This is a genomic window from Bradyrhizobium sp. 521_C7_N1_3 (assembly GCF_052075975.1).
Taxonomy (GTDB): Bacteria; Pseudomonadota; Alphaproteobacteria; order Rhizobiales; family Xanthobacteraceae; genus Bradyrhizobium; species Bradyrhizobium japonicum.
In genome coordinates, this window is sequence record NZ_CP197232.1 from 8,814,510 (window position 1) to 8,829,656 (window position 15,147).

The 15,147-nt window shown below is 64.7% G+C and carries 15 protein-coding genes; 9 read left to right on the forward strand and 6 right to left on the reverse strand.

Annotated features, from left to right (window positions below):
- Window positions 1-252: 252 nt before the first annotated feature.
- The 5 genes from AB7008_RS41695 (at window position 253) to AB7008_RS41715 (ending at window position 6,228) form a co-directional block, all read left to right on the forward strand.
- Window positions 253-1,296 (forward strand): C-terminal binding protein, encoded by a 1,044-nt coding sequence (locus AB7008_RS41695; RefSeq protein WP_028161008.1) that lies wholly within the window; start codon window positions 253-255, stop codon window positions 1,294-1,296.
- Window positions 1,297-1,382: 86 nt separating this feature from the next.
- On the forward strand, window positions 1,383-2,726 hold the full coding sequence (locus AB7008_RS41700) for an ABC transporter substrate-binding protein (protein WP_041953726.1): 1,344 nt from the start codon (window positions 1,383-1,385) through the stop codon (window positions 2,724-2,726).
- 169 nt (window positions 2,727-2,895) lie between these two features.
- Window positions 2,896-3,852 (forward strand): carbohydrate ABC transporter permease, encoded by a 957-nt coding sequence (locus AB7008_RS41705; protein ID WP_441260725.1) that lies wholly within the window; start codon window positions 2,896-2,898, stop codon window positions 3,850-3,852.
- Window positions 3,845-4,744, forward strand: coding sequence for a carbohydrate ABC transporter permease (locus AB7008_RS41710; RefSeq protein ID WP_014492486.1), 900 nt, complete (start codon window positions 3,845-3,847; stop codon window positions 4,742-4,744). The genes AB7008_RS41705 and AB7008_RS41710 overlap by 8 nt, the downstream gene beginning before the upstream one ends.
- 128 nt (window positions 4,745-4,872) lie before the next feature.
- Window positions 4,873-6,228 (forward strand): esterase-like activity of phytase family protein, encoded by a 1,356-nt coding sequence (locus tag AB7008_RS41715; RefSeq protein WP_441260726.1) that lies wholly within the window; start codon window positions 4,873-4,875, stop codon window positions 6,226-6,228.
- Between the two features lie 130 nt (window positions 6,229-6,358).
- Here AB7008_RS41715 and AB7008_RS41720 read toward each other — a convergent pair whose 3' ends face one another.
- The 6 genes from AB7008_RS41720 to AB7008_RS41745 form a co-directional block, all read right to left on the reverse strand.
- Window positions 6,359-7,186, reverse strand: a complete 828-nt coding sequence (locus AB7008_RS41720) for a TonB family protein (protein ID WP_441260727.1) — start codon at window positions 7,184-7,186, stop codon at window positions 6,359-6,361.
- A complete protein-coding gene (gene exbD, locus AB7008_RS41725) occupies window positions 7,186-7,635 on the reverse strand; it encodes a TonB system transport protein ExbD (RefSeq protein WP_304491339.1) in 450 nt (149 codons plus the stop codon). The genes AB7008_RS41720 and exbD overlap by 1 nt, the downstream gene beginning before the upstream one ends.
- A gap of 3 nt (window positions 7,636-7,638) precedes the next feature.
- Window positions 7,639-8,415, reverse strand: a complete 777-nt coding sequence (gene exbB, locus AB7008_RS41730; protein WP_441260728.1) for a tonB-system energizer ExbB — start codon at window positions 8,413-8,415, stop codon at window positions 7,639-7,641.
- Between the two features lie 27 nt (window positions 8,416-8,442).
- A complete protein-coding gene (hutX, locus tag AB7008_RS41735) occupies window positions 8,443-8,946 on the reverse strand; it encodes a heme utilization cystosolic carrier protein HutX (RefSeq protein WP_441260729.1) in 504 nt (167 codons plus the stop codon).
- A gap of 30 nt (window positions 8,947-8,976) precedes the next feature.
- Window positions 8,977-9,312, reverse strand: a complete 336-nt coding sequence (locus AB7008_RS41740; RefSeq protein ID WP_014492480.1) for an antibiotic biosynthesis monooxygenase family protein — start codon at window positions 9,310-9,312, stop codon at window positions 8,977-8,979.
- Between the two features lie 149 nt (window positions 9,313-9,461).
- Entirely contained in the window at window positions 9,462-11,828 is a 2,367-nt protein-coding gene (locus tag AB7008_RS41745; RefSeq protein WP_441260730.1) for a TonB-dependent hemoglobin/transferrin/lactoferrin family receptor, read from the reverse strand.
- 251 nt (window positions 11,829-12,079) lie between these two features.
- On the opposite strand from AB7008_RS41745, the gene AB7008_RS41750 reads away from it, so the two are divergent.
- From AB7008_RS41750 to AB7008_RS41765, 4 genes are read left to right on the forward strand one after another with little or no spacing between them, the layout of a single operon-like run.
- Complete coding sequence (locus AB7008_RS41750; protein WP_441260731.1) at window positions 12,080-12,286, forward strand: hemin uptake protein HemP; 207 nt, start codon at window positions 12,080-12,082, stop codon at window positions 12,284-12,286.
- A gap of 6 nt (window positions 12,287-12,292) precedes the next feature.
- Window positions 12,293-13,243, forward strand: a complete 951-nt coding sequence (locus tag AB7008_RS41755; protein ID WP_259222233.1) for a heme/hemin ABC transporter substrate-binding protein — start codon at window positions 12,293-12,295, stop codon at window positions 13,241-13,243.
- Window positions 13,240-14,334 (forward strand): FecCD family ABC transporter permease, encoded by a 1,095-nt coding sequence (locus AB7008_RS41760; protein ID WP_441260732.1) that lies wholly within the window; start codon window positions 13,240-13,242, stop codon window positions 14,332-14,334. The genes AB7008_RS41755 and AB7008_RS41760 overlap by 4 nt, the downstream gene beginning before the upstream one ends.
- Entirely contained in the window at window positions 14,331-15,137 is an 807-nt protein-coding gene (locus tag AB7008_RS41765; RefSeq protein WP_441260733.1) for a heme ABC transporter ATP-binding protein, read from the forward strand. The genes AB7008_RS41760 and AB7008_RS41765 overlap by 4 nt, the downstream gene beginning before the upstream one ends.
- Window positions 15,138-15,147 lie beyond the last annotated feature (10 nt).

Here is a 15,147-nt window from a genome sequence, read left to right on the forward strand (position 1 = left end):
TCCGGCAATAATGGGATACGGGCACGCAAGGGAATCGATAAATTTGATTCAACTTTTAGTGTGTGACCTCTTATCAACCTGTTACGGGCGGCTCCGTAGAAGCCCGGACGGAAGGCCGAAACAGTCGAATAAATCGCCGCAGCGGCAACCAACGATTGTACGCGACCGCTCCGATTTCGCGTAAAAGACGCAAAGGCCCGCCGCGAAGGCCGGGTCACAACAAGAACCGACAGACCAAATCGGGAGCAGGAAATGCCGAAATACAGGGTGGTGACGCCGAAGGGCGCGAGCTTCACGGTCGCAGGCAGCGACTATTCGTTCGAGCGCGAGGCGCTCGATCCGATCGATGCCGAGATCGTCGAAGCCCCCGCCAACGAGGCCGAGTTCATCGCCGCCGCGAAAACCGCCGATGCCATCTACGCCAAGGGCATCCCCATCACCAAGTCGATCATCGACGCACTCGAGAGCTGCAAGGTGATCACGCTCGGCTCGGTCGGCGTCGACAGCGTCGATGTGAAGGCCGCGACCGCCCGCGGCATTCCCGTCACCAATATTCCCGACACCTTCATCGAGGAGGTCGCCGACCACGCCATGATGTTGCTGCTCGCCGGCTTCCGCCGCCTGGTCGAGCAGGACAGGATGGTGCGCGACGGGCGCTGGGCCGAAGGCCGGCCAGCGCTGCTGAAGATCCCGCGGCTGATGGGCCAGACGCTCGGCTTCATCTCGTTCGGCCGCGTCGCGCGTGCAGTTGCGAAGCGCGCCGCCCCGTTCGGCCTGCGCATGATGGCCTACGACCCCTTCATCCAGGAAACGCTGATGTACGACCATGGCGTGATCCCGGCGACGCTGAACGAGGTGCTGTCGCAATCCGACTTCGTCTCGATGCACGCACCCGCGCGGCCCGAGGTGCATCACATGCTCACCGAGAAGCACTTCCGGCAGATGAAGAAAGGATCGGTCTTCATCAATACCGGCCGCGGCGCCACCGTGGATGAGGAAAGCCTGATCAAGGCGCTCCAGGAGGGCTGGATCGCGCACGCCGCCCTCGACGTGCTAGAGAAGGAGCCGCCCTCGCACAACAATCCCATCCTCAGCATGGAGAACGTGACGCTGACCGCCCATGTCGCCTCGGCCTCGGCACGGTTCGACGAGGCGCGCAAGCGCCGCGTGGGCTACGAATTGTCACTGGTGCTTCAGGGCATGTGGCCGGTAAGCTGCGTCAATCCGTCGGTGCTGCAGAACACCGCGCTCCGCCGCTGGCAGCCCGTCAGCATGGATCGCGGCCCGAACAGCTAGGCGGCCGACGCCAAGCGCGTCTGGAATCGGAACGGCCCTTCACCGGCGATCAACGCCGGGAAGGGAGACATCATAGGGAGGAACTGATGAGGAACGACATCACGCGTCGTGATGCCTTGGCTCTGGGCCTGTCCGCTACCGCGCTCGCGGCAACCGGTGTTGCGGCGCACGCTCAATCCGCAATCAAGGCCGCGGACGTCCCCGCACCGAAACTACCGATCGAGAAAGGCGCAACCCTGCGCATGCTGCGGCCGGTGCGCTTCGTCCAGGCCGACGAAGACGTGTTCCGCGCCAACGCGGCCAAATTCACCAAGGAGACCGGAGTCGAGGTCAAGGTCGACTTCGTCGGCTGGGAGGACATCAACCAGCAGACCGCGGTGACCTCGAATTCCGGCGCCGGCCCCGACATCATCATCGGCTTCTCCGACGCGCCGCACATCTATGTCGACAAGCTGATCGAGCTGACCGACGTCGCCGACTATCTCGGCAAGAAGTATGGCGGCTGGCAGAACCTTGCGAAGGCCTACGGCAAAAAGGCCAAGAGCGATACCTGGATCGGGCTCCCGTTCGGGGCCACCGCCGGTCCCCTGATCTATCGCAAGTCCATCCTCAAATCCGTCGGGTTCGACAAGGCGCCAGAGGACCATGCCGGACTCCTCGACCTCTGCAAGAAGCTGCAGAAAGCCGGCAAGCCCGCGGGCTTTGCGCTGGGCAACGCTGTCGGCGACGGCAACGGCTTTGCGGACTGGATGATGTGGTCGCACAATGCCTCGCTACTGGATGAGGAAGGCAATGTCACCATCAACAGCAAGGAGACCATCGCGGCGCTGAATTTCGTGAAGGAGCTCTACCCGACCTTCATCGCCGGTACGCCGTCCTGGAACGACGTCAGCAACAATCGCGCCTATTCCTCGCAGGAAATCGGGCTGACGGCGAACGGCGTCTCGCTGTATTTCTCGCTGAAGAACGATCCGGCGACCGCGGCGATCGCCGAGGATTCCGAACATCAGCTGCTGCCGAAGGGCCTTGCACCGATCTCTCCGATGTCGGGACTGACGCTGAACGCCATGGTGTTCAAGCACAGCCAGTATCCGAACGCGGCGAAGGCCTTCCTGCAGTTCATGCTGGAGAAGGACCAGTACGAGCCGTGGCTCAACGCCAACAGCGGTTACTGGTCGCAACCGCTTGCGGCTTACGCCGATGCGGCGGTGTGGAAGGGCGATCCCAAGGTCGCGATCTTCAGGGACACCATGAACAGCACGTATTACGCCGGCTACAAGGGTCCGATTTCGACCGCCACCGGTGCTGTTCGCGCGGACTATGTGACGGTGCAGATGTTCGCCTCGGTCGCGACCGGTGCGGCGACGCCCGAGGCCGCGGCTGCGGAAGCGGAACAGCGCTGCAAGCGGTACTTCCGCAGACAGAGGTAGCGGCCGACGACAACGCGGCCGTCATTGCGAGGAGCGACGCGACGAAGCAATCCAGACTGCAACTGCGGAGACAGACTGGATTGCTTCCGCCCTCGCCAGAACTACGGCGGACAAGTCGCTTCGCTCGCAATGACGGTGTGGTAACAGCCTAGAACAGGACAACGACCCGATGTCCGTGACCACCCTCTCCTCCCCCGTACTGGCGCACCGGCAGCAATCCTGGCTGGTGCGGTTGTTCGACTACAAGCCATTCCTCATCGCGATGTGTCTCGCGCCTGCGATCGGGCTGCTCGCCGTCTTCCTCACCTACCCGCTCGGCCTCGGCATCTGGCTCGCCTTCACAGACACCACGATCGGCCGACGTGGCGTCTTCGTGGGCCTTGAGAATTTCCAGTATCTGCTCACCGATCCCCTCTGGTGGGGCGCGGTGTTCTACAGCGTGTTCTATACGGCGGTCGCGACCTTCGGAAAGTTCGCGCTCGGCTTCTGGCTCGCGCTGCTGCTCAACAACCATTTTCCGTTCAAGAGCGTGCTCCGCGCCATCGTGCTGCTGCCCTGGATTGTGCCGACCGTGCTCTCGGCGCTCGCGTTCTGGTGGATCTACGATCCGCAATTCTCGATCATCTCCTATCTGCTGGTCGACGTGCTGCACTGGCGGACGACCAATATCGACTTCCTCGGCTCGCCCTGGCCGGCGCGCTTCTCGCTGATCGCGGCCAATATCTGGCGCGGCATTCCCTTTGTGGCGATCTCGCTGCTGGCGGGCCTGCAGACCATCTCGCCCTCGCTCTACGAGGCCGCGATGCTCGACGGTGCCAGCGCCTGGCAGCGCTTCCGCTACATCACCTTCCCGATGATGATGCCGATCCTCGCCATCGTCATGACCTTCTCGATCATCTTCACCTTCACCGACTTCCAGCTCGTCTACGCCATCACCCGCGGCGGTCCGGTGAACTCGACCCACCTGCTGGCGACGCTGGCCTTCCAGCGCGGCATTGCCGGCGGCGAGCTCGGCGAAGGTGCCGCGATCGCGGTGTCGATGATTCCGTTCCTGGTGTTCGCGACGCTGTTCTCATATTTCGGCCTGGCGCGCCGCAAATGGCAGCAGGGAGAGAGCAATGACTGATACCGTCGCGCAACCTGCCGTGGCCGACGCGAAGGCGGCGCCCGATACCATGGCCTGGGATTCCGGGCTGCGGCGGCTGATGATGATCTATCTACCACTCGGCTGCTTCGTGCTGATCCTGCTGTTTCCGTTCTACTGGATGGCGATCACGTCGTTCAAGCCGAACGCGGAGCTGTTGAATTTCAAGGATCACAACCCGTTCTGGATCACCTCGCCGACGCTGGCGCATATCAAGCACCTGCTGTTCGACACCGCCTATCCGCGCTGGCTATGGACGACGATGCTGGTGGCGATCGGGTCGACCACGCTGTCGCTGATCGCCAGCACGCTCGCGGCCTACGCCATCGAGCGCCTGCGCTTCCGCGGCAGTCCCTATGTCGGCCTCGGCATCTATCTCGCCTATCTCGTACCGCCGTCGATCCTGTTCATCCCGCTCGCCACCGTCGTGGTGCAGTTCGGCCTGTTCGACTCGCCGATGGCGCTGATCCTGGTCTATCCGACCTTCCTGGTGCCGTTCTGCACCTGGCTCCTGATCGGCTATTTCAAGTCGATCCCCTACGAACTCGAGGAATGCGCGCTGGTCGACGGCGCGACGCGCCTGCAGATCCTGCGGCGGATCACGCTGCCGCTGGCGGTGCCCGGGCTGATCTCGGCCGGCATCTTCTCCTTCACGCTGTCCTGGAACGAGTTCATCTACGCGCTCGCCTTCATCCAGAGCGGCGCCAACAAGACCGTGCCGGTCGCGATCCTGACCGAGCTCGTCACCGGCGACGTCTACCAGTGGGGCGCGCTGATGGCAGGATCGCTGCTCGGCTCGCTGCCGGTCGCGATCTTCTATTCGCTGTTCGTCGATTATTACGTCTCCTCGCTGACCGGGGCGGTGAAGGAGTAACCGTGCTCTCTCGTCCCCCCTCTCCCCGCAAGCGGGGAGAGGGGAAGAGGGCTGCGGCGTTTCGCCCGGTTTCACAAAACTGCAACATGCGATCCGCATAAGGCGTCGTCCGCTAACAGGAGACGCACATGCGCGCGACTTTTCTTGCCTCCGTCGCAACGATCATTCTCACCGCGAGCACCGCGCTTGCACAGAACGAGGGTGAATTCTCGGCGAAGCTCGCCGGCCACGTGGTGATGCCGGCCGCGACCTTCATCGACGCGCCGGCCGACGCGCCTGCCGATCTCAAGACCTCCGGCAAATACACCACCGGCAAGCGCGTCGACGCGCTCGGCACCGTGATGGGCAAGTCCTATGAGCGTGCGACCGGCGTGTCGCTGCCGTTCAAGGGCCAGCCGCTGCAGGGCCATTCCGGCATCAAGCACATGCCCGACGGCAGCTACTGGGTCATCACCGACAACGGCATGGGCGCGCGCGCCAACTCGCCGGATTCGATGCTGTACCTGAACCGCTACAAGATGGATTGGGCCAGCGGCAAGATCGAGCGCCAGGAAACGATCTTCCTGCACGATCCCGACAAGAAGGTGCCGTTCCGCATCGTGCATGAGGACACCCAGAAGCGCTACCTCACCGGCTCCGACTTCGACACCGAGGGCTTCCAGATCATCGGCGACACCTTCTGGATCGGCGACGAGTTCGGCCCCTATATCCTGAAGGCCGATAAATCAGGCAAGATCCTCGGCGTGTTCGAGACGGTTGCCGATGGCAAGCCGGTGCGCTCGCCGGACAACTGGGCCGTGGCGACGCCGGGCGCGCCGGGCGCGACCTACACCAACGTCAACCTCCGCCGCTCCAAGGGCTATGAGGGCTTTGCGTCGTCCAAGGACGGCAAGTTCCTCTACGGCCTGCTCGAGGGCCCGCTGTGGGACGCCGACAAGAAGGATTGGGAAAAGGTCGACGGCAAGGAAGCCTCCCGCATCCTCGAATTCGACGTCGCCGCCGAAAAATTCACCGGCCGCTACTGGCAGTATGTGTTCGAGCAGAACGGCAACGCCATCGGCGACTTCAACATGATCGACCCGACCGGCGGCCTGATCATCGAGCGCGACAACGGTGAAGGCACCGCCGACAAGGCCTGCCCGCAAGGCACTCGCGGCGAGAACTGCTTCCCCGACATCGCCAAGTTCAAGCGCGTCTACAAGATCGAGCTGACCGACGCCAATGTCGGCAAGCCCGTGCGCAAGATCGGCTATATCGACCTGATGAAGATCCAGGACCCCGACAAGAAGGCGCGGAAGCCGCTCAATGACGGCGTCTACACCTTCCCGTTCTTCACCATCGAGAACGTCGATCGCGTCGATGACACCCACATCATCGTCGGCAACGACAACAATCTGCCGTTCTCGTCCAGCCGCGATCCCAACAAGGCCGACGACGACGAGTTCATGCTGCTCGAGGTCGCGGATTTCCTGAAGGCGAAGTAAGACGACGCTCTCTCAACACGATCATCGCCCGGCTTGACCGGGCGATCGAGTACGCCGAGACACCAGCGATTGAATCGTGAGGCCTCGGCGTACTGGATGCCCTGCTTTCGCAGGGCATGACAGCGGAGCGCTACCGCACGATAAAGTCCACCGGAACAGTAAAGCTCATCGAGCCGTTCTTGATCTCCGCCGGGATCGGCGGGAATGGCGAGGCCTGGTGAATCATCGAGGTCGCCTTGGCATCGAACGCGGCAACGCCGGACGAAGCGATGCGGCTGGACGTGACCTGGCCGTTGCGGCCGATCGTGAAGCTCACCCGGACCAGGCCGCGCTGACCGTTTCCGCCGGACGGATAGGAGTGAAGGCGCATCAAATGCGCGCGGACGCGCTGATTGTAGGTCGCAACCAGCGATGCGACCGCGCCCGCGCTCATCGCGGACGCCGCCGGCGCCTCCCGCTCGGCGCGTGGCGGTGCGCTGGTGCGCGGCGCGGGCGGCGCCTCCGACGGCTTCTTGGCCTCCGGGCGAACCACCTTCGGCTTCGCCGGCGCAGGTTTCTCGACCGGCACGATCTTCGCCGGCTCGGGCTTCGCAGGTAGCGGCTCCAATTTCTGCTCCGGCGGCGCGACGACCTCAGGCTTTTCCTGCGGCGGCGTCGGCGCGATGGTCTCCTCGACGGCCTGCTGCTTAACGGGCTCCGGCGGCGAGGCGTCGGCCTCCTGCATCACCGGCCCGGGCGCGACATCCTCTAGCGTGGACTGCGGTGCCGAAGTCACCGGCGCCATATCGACCATGATCGCCGGGACGGTGACGCCCTGCTCCGGCTGCGACCTGAGCCAGCTCATCGCCAACACCGCGGCGGCAACATGCAACGCCACGATCACCGCGCCCGATACACCCCAGCGCGCGGTTTCACGCTCGCCAAGCGGCTCGTGCAGGGCAAAGGCGTTCGCGGCCATCAGCTGCGTCCGTCGAGGCCGACCAGCGCGACCTTGAGATAGCCGGCATTGCGCAAGGTGTTCATGACCTCCATCAGGTCGCCGTAGCTCACGGCCTTGTCGGCACGCAGATAAATGCGCTCGTCCTTGCGGCCTTGAGTGGCGACGGCGAGCGCAGCGGCGAGGCCGTCGCGTGCCATCGTGTCCTCGCCGACGGCCACCGTGAGATCCGGCTTCACCGTCACGAAGGTCGGCTTGTCCGGTCGCGGCTGCGGCTCGGCTGCGGTCGCGGGCAGCTCGACGCCGATGTCGACGGTGGCGAGCGGGGCGGCGACCATGAAGATGATCAGCAGCACCAGCATCACGTCGATGAACGGCGTGACGTTGATCTCATGGGTGACGTCGAGATCGCCGGGGTCGCCGCGCGATCCGCGCCGCAATGCCGACCCTGCGCCGAGCTTCGCGGCCATGACCTACTCCGCTGCCCGCGAGAGGCGGAACTCTCTGTGGTCACGCTGGCGGCTGACCAGCAGCATGAGCTGCGCCGAAGCGTCGCCGAGCAACGCCCGGTAATTGGCGATGCCGCGGACAAGCTGATTGTAGATCACCACGGCCGGGATCGCGGCGACGAGACCGAGCGCGGTCGCAAGCAGCGCCTCGGCGATGCCGGGCGCGACCACCGCAAGGCTCGTGGTGTGGCTCTCGGAGATGCCGATAAAAGAATTCATGATGCCCCAGACCGTGCCGAACAGGCCGACGAACGGTGCGGTAGCGCCGATGGTCGCGAGCACGCCGGTGCCGCGCGCAATCTGGCGCGACATCGCGGCCTCGACCCGCTCCAGCCGGAGCGCGACGCGCTCCTGGAGGCCGTCATCGACAATGCCGCCGGAGAGCTCCGCCTCCTTCGCGCAGGACTGGATGAGCTGGGCGACGGCATCATGCGCATCGCCGGTCCGCTCCGCCGCCTCCGCCAGCTTCATCTTGCCTTCGAGCGCTCGCGTCCGCTCCACGGCGAGCTTGCTCTTGCGGCGCAGCTCGATGCTCTTGGCGAGCCACACCGTCCACGTCACCAGCGAGGCGACGGCGAGCCCGACCATCACCGTCTTCACGATGATGTCGGCGCCGAGGAACATGCCCCAGGGCGACAGATTGCGCGGCAACAGCGCTTTGTCGATCGCGAAGGCCGGGGCCGGCACGAGTGCCAGCGCGATTGTTAGGATCACATGCCGAAGCCCGAAATTGCCCTGCATCCTGATCTCCCGACAGACAGAAGGAAATTACACCGCGACCCGGTCCGCCAGTTGCCGGAATCGCACGAGCTGGTCCGCCCGCAGCGCCCGGGTCTCGTCGCGGCCGACGAAGACCTTGAACATGATGCCGCCATCGACATTGACGAACGCAACGAAGGCCGAGGTCTTGCCCATGAAGGGACGCTCGACGAAGGCCAAGGCCGCGCAGCGCTCGTGGCGGAGGTGGCCGTGCAATCCCTTCGGCTGCATCAGGTTGAAATAGCCGCGGCCGACCTCGCCCGCCGGGACCGCGCCCGTGAACTCGAAGATCGCGTCATCCGTATGCACGATGAGCGTCACCTCGCCCCACGCGGCGATGTCCTGCATGGCGGCGGCGAAATGCTCGCCGCCCCCGATGCGCACCATCGACGACGGCAGCGCCTCGATCACCGCGCGCGGCGTGACCTTGCGCTCACGCGCAACGTCCTCGATCACCGCACCGGGATTGTCGGCCATATGCGCCCTGAGATCGGCGAGATCGGTGCTCAGCATGTCCGGCTTCCTTTCGTGATCCGTCGCGATCTAGGCGGCCGCGTTCGTCTTGCGCTCGGTCATGATGACCTCGAACCCCTCGAACTTGGGATGCCCGAGATAGAGGCTTTCGCCGGTCTTGTTGTCGGCCCGCGCATGGGCGCGGCGGAATTCGTCCGATCGCGTCCAGGCCTCGAACGCCGCCTTGTCGACCCAGACCGTGTGCGAAGAATACAGCGTGTGGTCTTCGAGCACCGGCCCCTTGAGCAGATGGAATTCAACGAAGCCGGCCATGCTGCCGAGATAGGATTCGCGGGTGCGCCAGACGGTCTCGAACGCAGCTTCAGAGCCGAGCTTCACCTGGAAACGATTCATAGCGATGAACATTCGATCTTTCTCCTGTCAGTCTTGTTTCAGTCTTGCCGATCGGCGAATGCCGGCCGGACGTTTCATCGGAACGCGCCGAAGCCACGCCGGACATCAGCGTGGCTCTGGCGGTCAATACGGCGTCCCCCCTTGGGGTCGTCGGCGTCTCCCTAGATGCCGCCGAAGTGGTACTTCAGGCCTCCCTTGACCACGAGCCCCGCGCCGGCGCTCGCCCATTTGACGTCGTTTTGCGTGTCGGTCGTGCTGCCGGCGGGAAGTGCGTAGGGCCGGTAGTACTGGTTCAAGAGGTTCTCGACCGAGAAGTTGAGCGTGAGGTCCCGCGTCGGCTGATACTGCAGATACAGGTTGACGAGGTCGAAAGAGGTGGCCGGCAGGTAGTTGGCCGGAATATCGGTGTTGGCGATCGCCGAGGTCCACATCACGGAGAGGACGAGCGAACGGTCGAGCAGGCGAATACCGGCCGTCGTGGTGATCTTCTGCGGCGGAATGCTGGAGAGCCCGACGCCGTTCTGCACATTCTTGCCGTTCAGGTAGCTGCCGGAGAGGCCGAAGAACCAGAGATTGGCATCATACATCGTTTCGGCTTCGAAGCCCTGGATACGCGCCTCGGCGATGTTCTGGTACTGATAGAAGGGCATCGGGCCGCCCGGTCCGCCGAGCGCCGGTCCATAGTTGACCAGGTCGATGAAGTTCTCGATGTCATTGCGGAACACGTTGATCTTGCCGCGCAGCGTGTCACCGGCAATGAACAGATCGTTCTTCTTGATGTTGAAGCCGATCTCCTTGTTCTTGCCGACCTCCGGCCGCAGGTTCGGATTCGAGACGAAGCAGAACGTGGAGTCCGCGCCGGGGCCCGGCGTGCCGGACGGACAGCGGAAGAACGCATCGAAGGGCGAGGCCGCGGTGTGCGAACCGGTGATCAGCGTCTCGGTGATCGACGGCGCACGATAGCCCTCGGCATAGCTGAAGTACGGCGTGACGATCGCGGTCGGGACCAGCGCGACCGTGATCTTCGGCGACAGCCGGTCGCCACTCGTAGAGGTCGAGCCCGACGAGAGCTGGTAATTGTCGTAACGCAGCGCGCTGATCACTTCGAGCATGGAGGTGTAGTTGGTCTTCCACTGCACGAAGCCGCCGGACACCGTCCGCTTGCCGCCGGGCGTCGTGATCTCGGACGTTCCGGTCGAGTCCTGCGACGACACCTGATCCTGGAACGCGTCGAGGCCGTAAGTGACCGCGTGGCGCCAGTCGCCTGTCGCGAAGCGCGAGGTGTTGTACAGATCGACGCCGTAGGTATCGAGCAGATATCCGCGCCTACTACCGATACAGCCGGACACTGCGTTGCCGGGCACGCCGCCGCAATAGGTCGACGGGGTGACGCTGGTATGCGCGGTCTTGACCTGGTCGTTGTCAGTGCGATTCCAGTAGATCTTCGAATCCCAGTCGAACAACTGATCGTCGGGCTGATTGTACTTCCAGCCCAGCGTCGTGGTGTAGTTCTTCACGTCGGACTTGTAGATCGACGTGCCGCCCAGGCTGAGCGTCCCGTTCGGGTTGGTCGTGTTGGGATCGCCCGCCTTCCGCGGCGGCTGACCGACGGTAAAGAGGTCTTCCTGGAAGATGGTTCCGAACTTGACTTCGTGACCATCGGCAGGCCTCACGGTCAGCTTGGCGATGCCGCTCGAAAGCCGGTTGCCGGTGTTGGCGACCTCATAGCCGGTCCCGTCCTTGTAGTTTTCTTGCGTCGAGTAGATGCCGCCCGCGAACACGTCGACGTTCGGATTGACGTGAACACCGCCGAACACGGAGCCGAGCGCGCGCCCCTCGTTGCTTCCGAGAATGGTCTTGGCGTCAACGCCCCAGCGCTCGCCGGCACGCACGACGTCCTCGATATCCTTGGTGCGGAACGACGCCACGCCGCCGATCGCGCCGGAGCCGTAGATGTTCGCGGTCGGACCACGAACGATGTCGATGCCGCTGATCAGCTCGGGATTGAGGAAGAACGAGCCGTTGGCGAAGTGACCCGTGCGCTGATAATTCTGCCGCGCGCCGTCGACGACCACGGCGACGCGGCCGAAATCCTGCAAGCCGCGGATATTGATCGAGGTTGACGGCTCGTCGCCGCGGTTCTGAACCCATACGCCGGGCACATTATAGATCAGATCGCCGACCGTGCTGGCCTGGCGGCTTTCGATCTGCGACGACGTCACGACGCTGACCGGTGCGAGCGCGTCGACCGCGCGCTCTTCGGTCTTGGACGCCGCGGCCGTGATGGTGTCGAGCGCCTGGACGCCGACGATCGCCTGCGCGCGCGCATTCCATACGCTGGAATTGGCCTGCTGCTGATCGGCCTGTGGCTTGGCCGGCTTGCGTTTTGCCTGTTTGGGTTTCACCGGCTTGGCCTGCGCGGCCTGGTCAGCCGTCTGCGCGAAACCGCTCTCCGGCATCATCGCCGCAATTGAAATCACCGACGCGCCCAAAATCAGCGCGCGCGAATACCTAGCCCCGTCAGCCATACACCCAACCCAATTATCATGTGTCTTGTTTGGCTGGCGTGCGCCGCACGAGGCGAGCGACTGGCTGGCTATTTTCTGGTGCAGGCCCCCCGGCCCGCATTGTTACATTTGGTAACGTGGCCACACTCTGGCGGTCAATGTCACGAGGCCGCAGTTTATATCGATTGTAAATTGCTGCCGTTGGAATGCGCTTGGTGCCGCTTATACAAACAAACAGCACAGCAAGATTTTGAAAGCGCATCACACTCATCATGTCAGCAAGATCAGGAGACGGCAACGGCGATGCAGCCGGGCATGCACAAAGTCCTTCTGCAACAACGAGAACTCTCATTATGCGCGGGAGCCGGATCGACAGCCGCGAGCTGTTTGCGGCGGAGCGCGAGATCATCATCGCGCATGGCGAGGACGCCTATCGCCTTCGCCTGACCTCGCAGAACAAGCTGATCCTGACGAAGTAACCTGCAATGACATTTTGTCGCACCCTTGCAAACCTCCTGCTCACCGGCACCATCGCGCTCGCCTCGACCGCGCACGCCGCCGGTATCACGGTGCATGATGCGCGCAATCGCGATGTCGCCGTTGCCGACTTCGCCCGCACGGTCTCGATCGGCGGCGCCATCACCGAGATCCTCTATGCGCTCGGGCTGGAGAGCCGCCTGGTCGGCGTCGACACCACGAGCCTCTATCCGGCGGCGGCGCTGCACGACAAACCCAATGTCGGCTACATGCGCCAGATCTCGGCCGAGGGCGTGCTGGGCCTCAACCCGACCCTGATCCTGGCGATCCAGGGATCGGGCCCGCGCGAGACCATGGACCTCCTGGAGACGGCGAAGGTGCCGCTGGTGCTGGTGCCCGAGACCTTCTCGGAGGAAGGCCTGATCGAGAAGATCAAGCTGGTCGGCCATGCCATGGGCGTCGATGCACGCGCCGAATGCCTGGCGACCGCGGTCAGCGCCGATCTTGCGCAGCTGCGCGCGCTGCGTGCCAAGGTCACGAAGCCGGTCCGCGTGATGTTCGTGATGTCGCTCCTGAACGGACGGGCAATGGTCGCCGGCCACAAGACCGCCGCCGACGAGATCATCCAGCTCGCAGGCGCCACCAACGCGGTCGAGGACTACGACGGCTACAAGAACATCGGCGACGAGGCGATCGTCGCGGCAAAACCCGACGTCGTGCTGTCGATCGAGCGCGGCAAGGATTCATTGCAGGCCGACGCGGTCTACGCCCATCCCGGCTTCGCCCTGACGCCGGTCGCCGCCAACAAGAGTTTTATCACGATGGACGGGCTTTATCTGCTCGGCTTCGGCCCGCGCACGGCCGCGGCGGCCCGTGATCTCTCCGTCAAGCTGTATCCGGCATTGGCCGATGGCGGCGCCTTCACGTCGGCGTTGTCGGCGGCGAACTGTCGGCAATGAGCGTGGCGATCGGGACGGACTCGCGGAGCCCGCGGCGCGCGGGCGCAGGACGGCGATTTACGTCGATTGCCATTCCCCTGCTCTTGGTGATCCTCGCGGCCACCGCCATCGTCGCGCTGACCGTGGGCGCAGCCGGCATTCCCCTCTCTCGCTTGCCCGCCGCACTCGGTCTTGCAGGCAACACCGCCGCCGACGCCATGACGGCGCGCGACCAGCTGGTGCTATGGTCGATCCGGATTCCCCGGATCGCGGCAACCGCGATGGTCGGCGGCCTGCTCGCCGCAGCCGGCGCCATCATGCAAGGATTGTTTCGCAACCCGCTCGCGGATCCCGCGCTGGTCGGCGTCTCCAGCGGCGGCGCGCTGGCGGCCGCAAGCGCGATCGTGTTCACGGACTCGCGCTTCGGCGAGACATTGCGCTTCCTTCAGACCGAGCTCTTGCCGCTCGCGGCCTTCGCGGGATCGCTGGTCACCACCGCGATCCTTTACGGCATCTCCAGCCGCGCCGGGCGGACCTCGATCGCGATCTTCCTGCTCGCCGGCGTCGCCATCACCGCCATCACCAATGCCGGCATCGGGCTTCTGGTGTTCATCGCCGACGACCGCCAGCTTCGCGACATTACCTTCTGGCTGCTGGGCTCAATGAGCGGCGCGACCTGGACCAAGGCCGCCGTGCTCGCGCCGATCCTCATCATCGGGCTCGGCGCCTGCGCGTATATTGCCCGCGGCCTCGACCTGCTGGTGCTCGGCGAGGCCGACGCGTTTCACGGCGGCGTCGACGTCGAGCGCCTCAAGCGGATCTCGATCGTCATGGTCTCCGCCATGACCGGGGTCGCGGTGTCGATCAGCGGCGTCATCGGCTTCGTCGGCATCGTCGTGCCGCATCTGCTCCGTCTCGTTATTGGACCTGCGCATCGGCTGCTGCTGCCGGCCTCGGTGCTGCTCGGCGCCATTCTGATGGTCGGCGCCGACACGCTGGCGCGCACCATCGTGGCGCCCGCGGAGATGCCGATCGGCATCTTGACCGCCGCGGTCGGCGCGCCGGTCTTCCTCGGCATCCTGCTGCGCCAGCGCGGGCTCGCCTCGCTATGAGCGCCGTGATCGAGGCGCGAGGTCTCAGCAAGCGCGCCGGCCGCGCCACGCTGCTCGATGGGGTCGGTCTGTCGGTTGAAGCCGGCGAGATGGTCGCCATCATCGGCCCGAACGGCGCCGGCAAGTCGACGCTGCTGCGGCTGCTCTCCGGCGATCTCCGCCCGAGCGACGGCGAGGTGCACCTGAAGCAGCGCGACGTCAGCAGCTATACGCCGCGCGAGCTTGCCGCGCGCCGCGCGATGCTGTCCCAGCACATCAACGTCACCTTCCCCTTCACGGTCGAGGAGATCGTGTTGATGGGCGCGGGCGACCGCGGCCTGCGCGATGCCGGCCCACTGGTCGATGCCGCGCTGGACGAGGTCGGCCTCGCGCATTTTCGCGAACGGCAATTGCCGACGCTATCGGGCGGCGAGCAGCAGCGCACCCATTTCGCCCGCGTGCTGGTGCAGCTTGCCTGTGGCGAAGCGGAACACGGTCCGGGGCTCCTGCTGCTGGACGAGCCGACATCGAGCCTCGATCTGCGCCACCAGATCGACCTCGTCGAAGCCGCGCGCCGCCGTGCCGCCGGCGGCACGGCCGTGATCGCGATCCTGCACGACCTCAACCTCGCGATCCGCTTCGCCGACCGGCTGATCGTGCTGAACGGCGGCAGGCTTGCGGCCGACGGTCCGCGCAGCAAGATCGTCACGCGCGAGACCATCCGCGACATCTTCGAGATCGACGCCGTCGTCCATCAGGCCGACGACGGCGTGCCCTACGTGCTGCCGCAATCGATGCGGGCGGCGGCGCCTGCTTCGCGGTGAAGGTGCACTC

Coding starts and splice junctions, on each gene's coding strand:
- hutX (WP_441260729.1), bottom strand. CDS start 8,946: ATGCTGAGCACCGATCTCGCCGATCTCAGGGCGCATATGGCCGACAAT.
- AB7008_RS41710 (WP_014492486.1), top strand. CDS start 3,845: ATGACTGATACCGTCGCGCAACCTGCCGTGGCCGACGCGAAGGCGGCG.
- AB7008_RS41745 (WP_441260730.1), bottom strand. CDS start 11,828: ATGGCTGACGGGGCTAGGTATTCGCGCGCGCTGATTTTGGGCGCGTCG.
- AB7008_RS41765 (WP_441260733.1), top strand. CDS start 14,331: ATGAGCGCCGTGATCGAGGCGCGAGGTCTCAGCAAGCGCGCCGGCCGC.
- exbD (WP_304491339.1), bottom strand. CDS start 7,635: ATGGCCGCGAAGCTCGGCGCAGGGTCGGCATTGCGGCGCGGATCGCGC.
- AB7008_RS41720 (WP_441260727.1), bottom strand. CDS start 7,186: ATGGCCGCGAACGCCTTTGCCCTGCACGAGCCGCTTGGCGAGCGTGAA.
- AB7008_RS41750 (WP_441260731.1), top strand. CDS start 12,080: ATGTCAGCAAGATCAGGAGACGGCAACGGCGATGCAGCCGGGCATGCA.
- AB7008_RS41755 (WP_259222233.1), top strand. CDS start 12,293: ATGACATTTTGTCGCACCCTTGCAAACCTCCTGCTCACCGGCACCATC.
- AB7008_RS41760 (WP_441260732.1), top strand. CDS start 13,240: ATGAGCGTGGCGATCGGGACGGACTCGCGGAGCCCGCGGCGCGCGGGC.
- AB7008_RS41700 (WP_041953726.1), top strand. CDS start 1,383: ATGAGGAACGACATCACGCGTCGTGATGCCTTGGCTCTGGGCCTGTCC.
- exbB (WP_441260728.1), bottom strand. CDS start 8,415: ATGCAGGGCAATTTCGGGCTTCGGCATGTGATCCTAACAATCGCGCTG.
- AB7008_RS41740 (WP_014492480.1), bottom strand. CDS start 9,312: ATGTTCATCGCTATGAATCGTTTCCAGGTGAAGCTCGGCTCTGAAGCT.
- AB7008_RS41715 (WP_441260726.1), top strand. CDS start 4,873: ATGCGCGCGACTTTTCTTGCCTCCGTCGCAACGATCATTCTCACCGCG.
- AB7008_RS41695 (WP_028161008.1), top strand. CDS start 253: ATGCCGAAATACAGGGTGGTGACGCCGAAGGGCGCGAGCTTCACGGTC.
- AB7008_RS41705 (WP_441260725.1), top strand. CDS start 2,896: ATGTCCGTGACCACCCTCTCCTCCCCCGTACTGGCGCACCGGCAGCAA.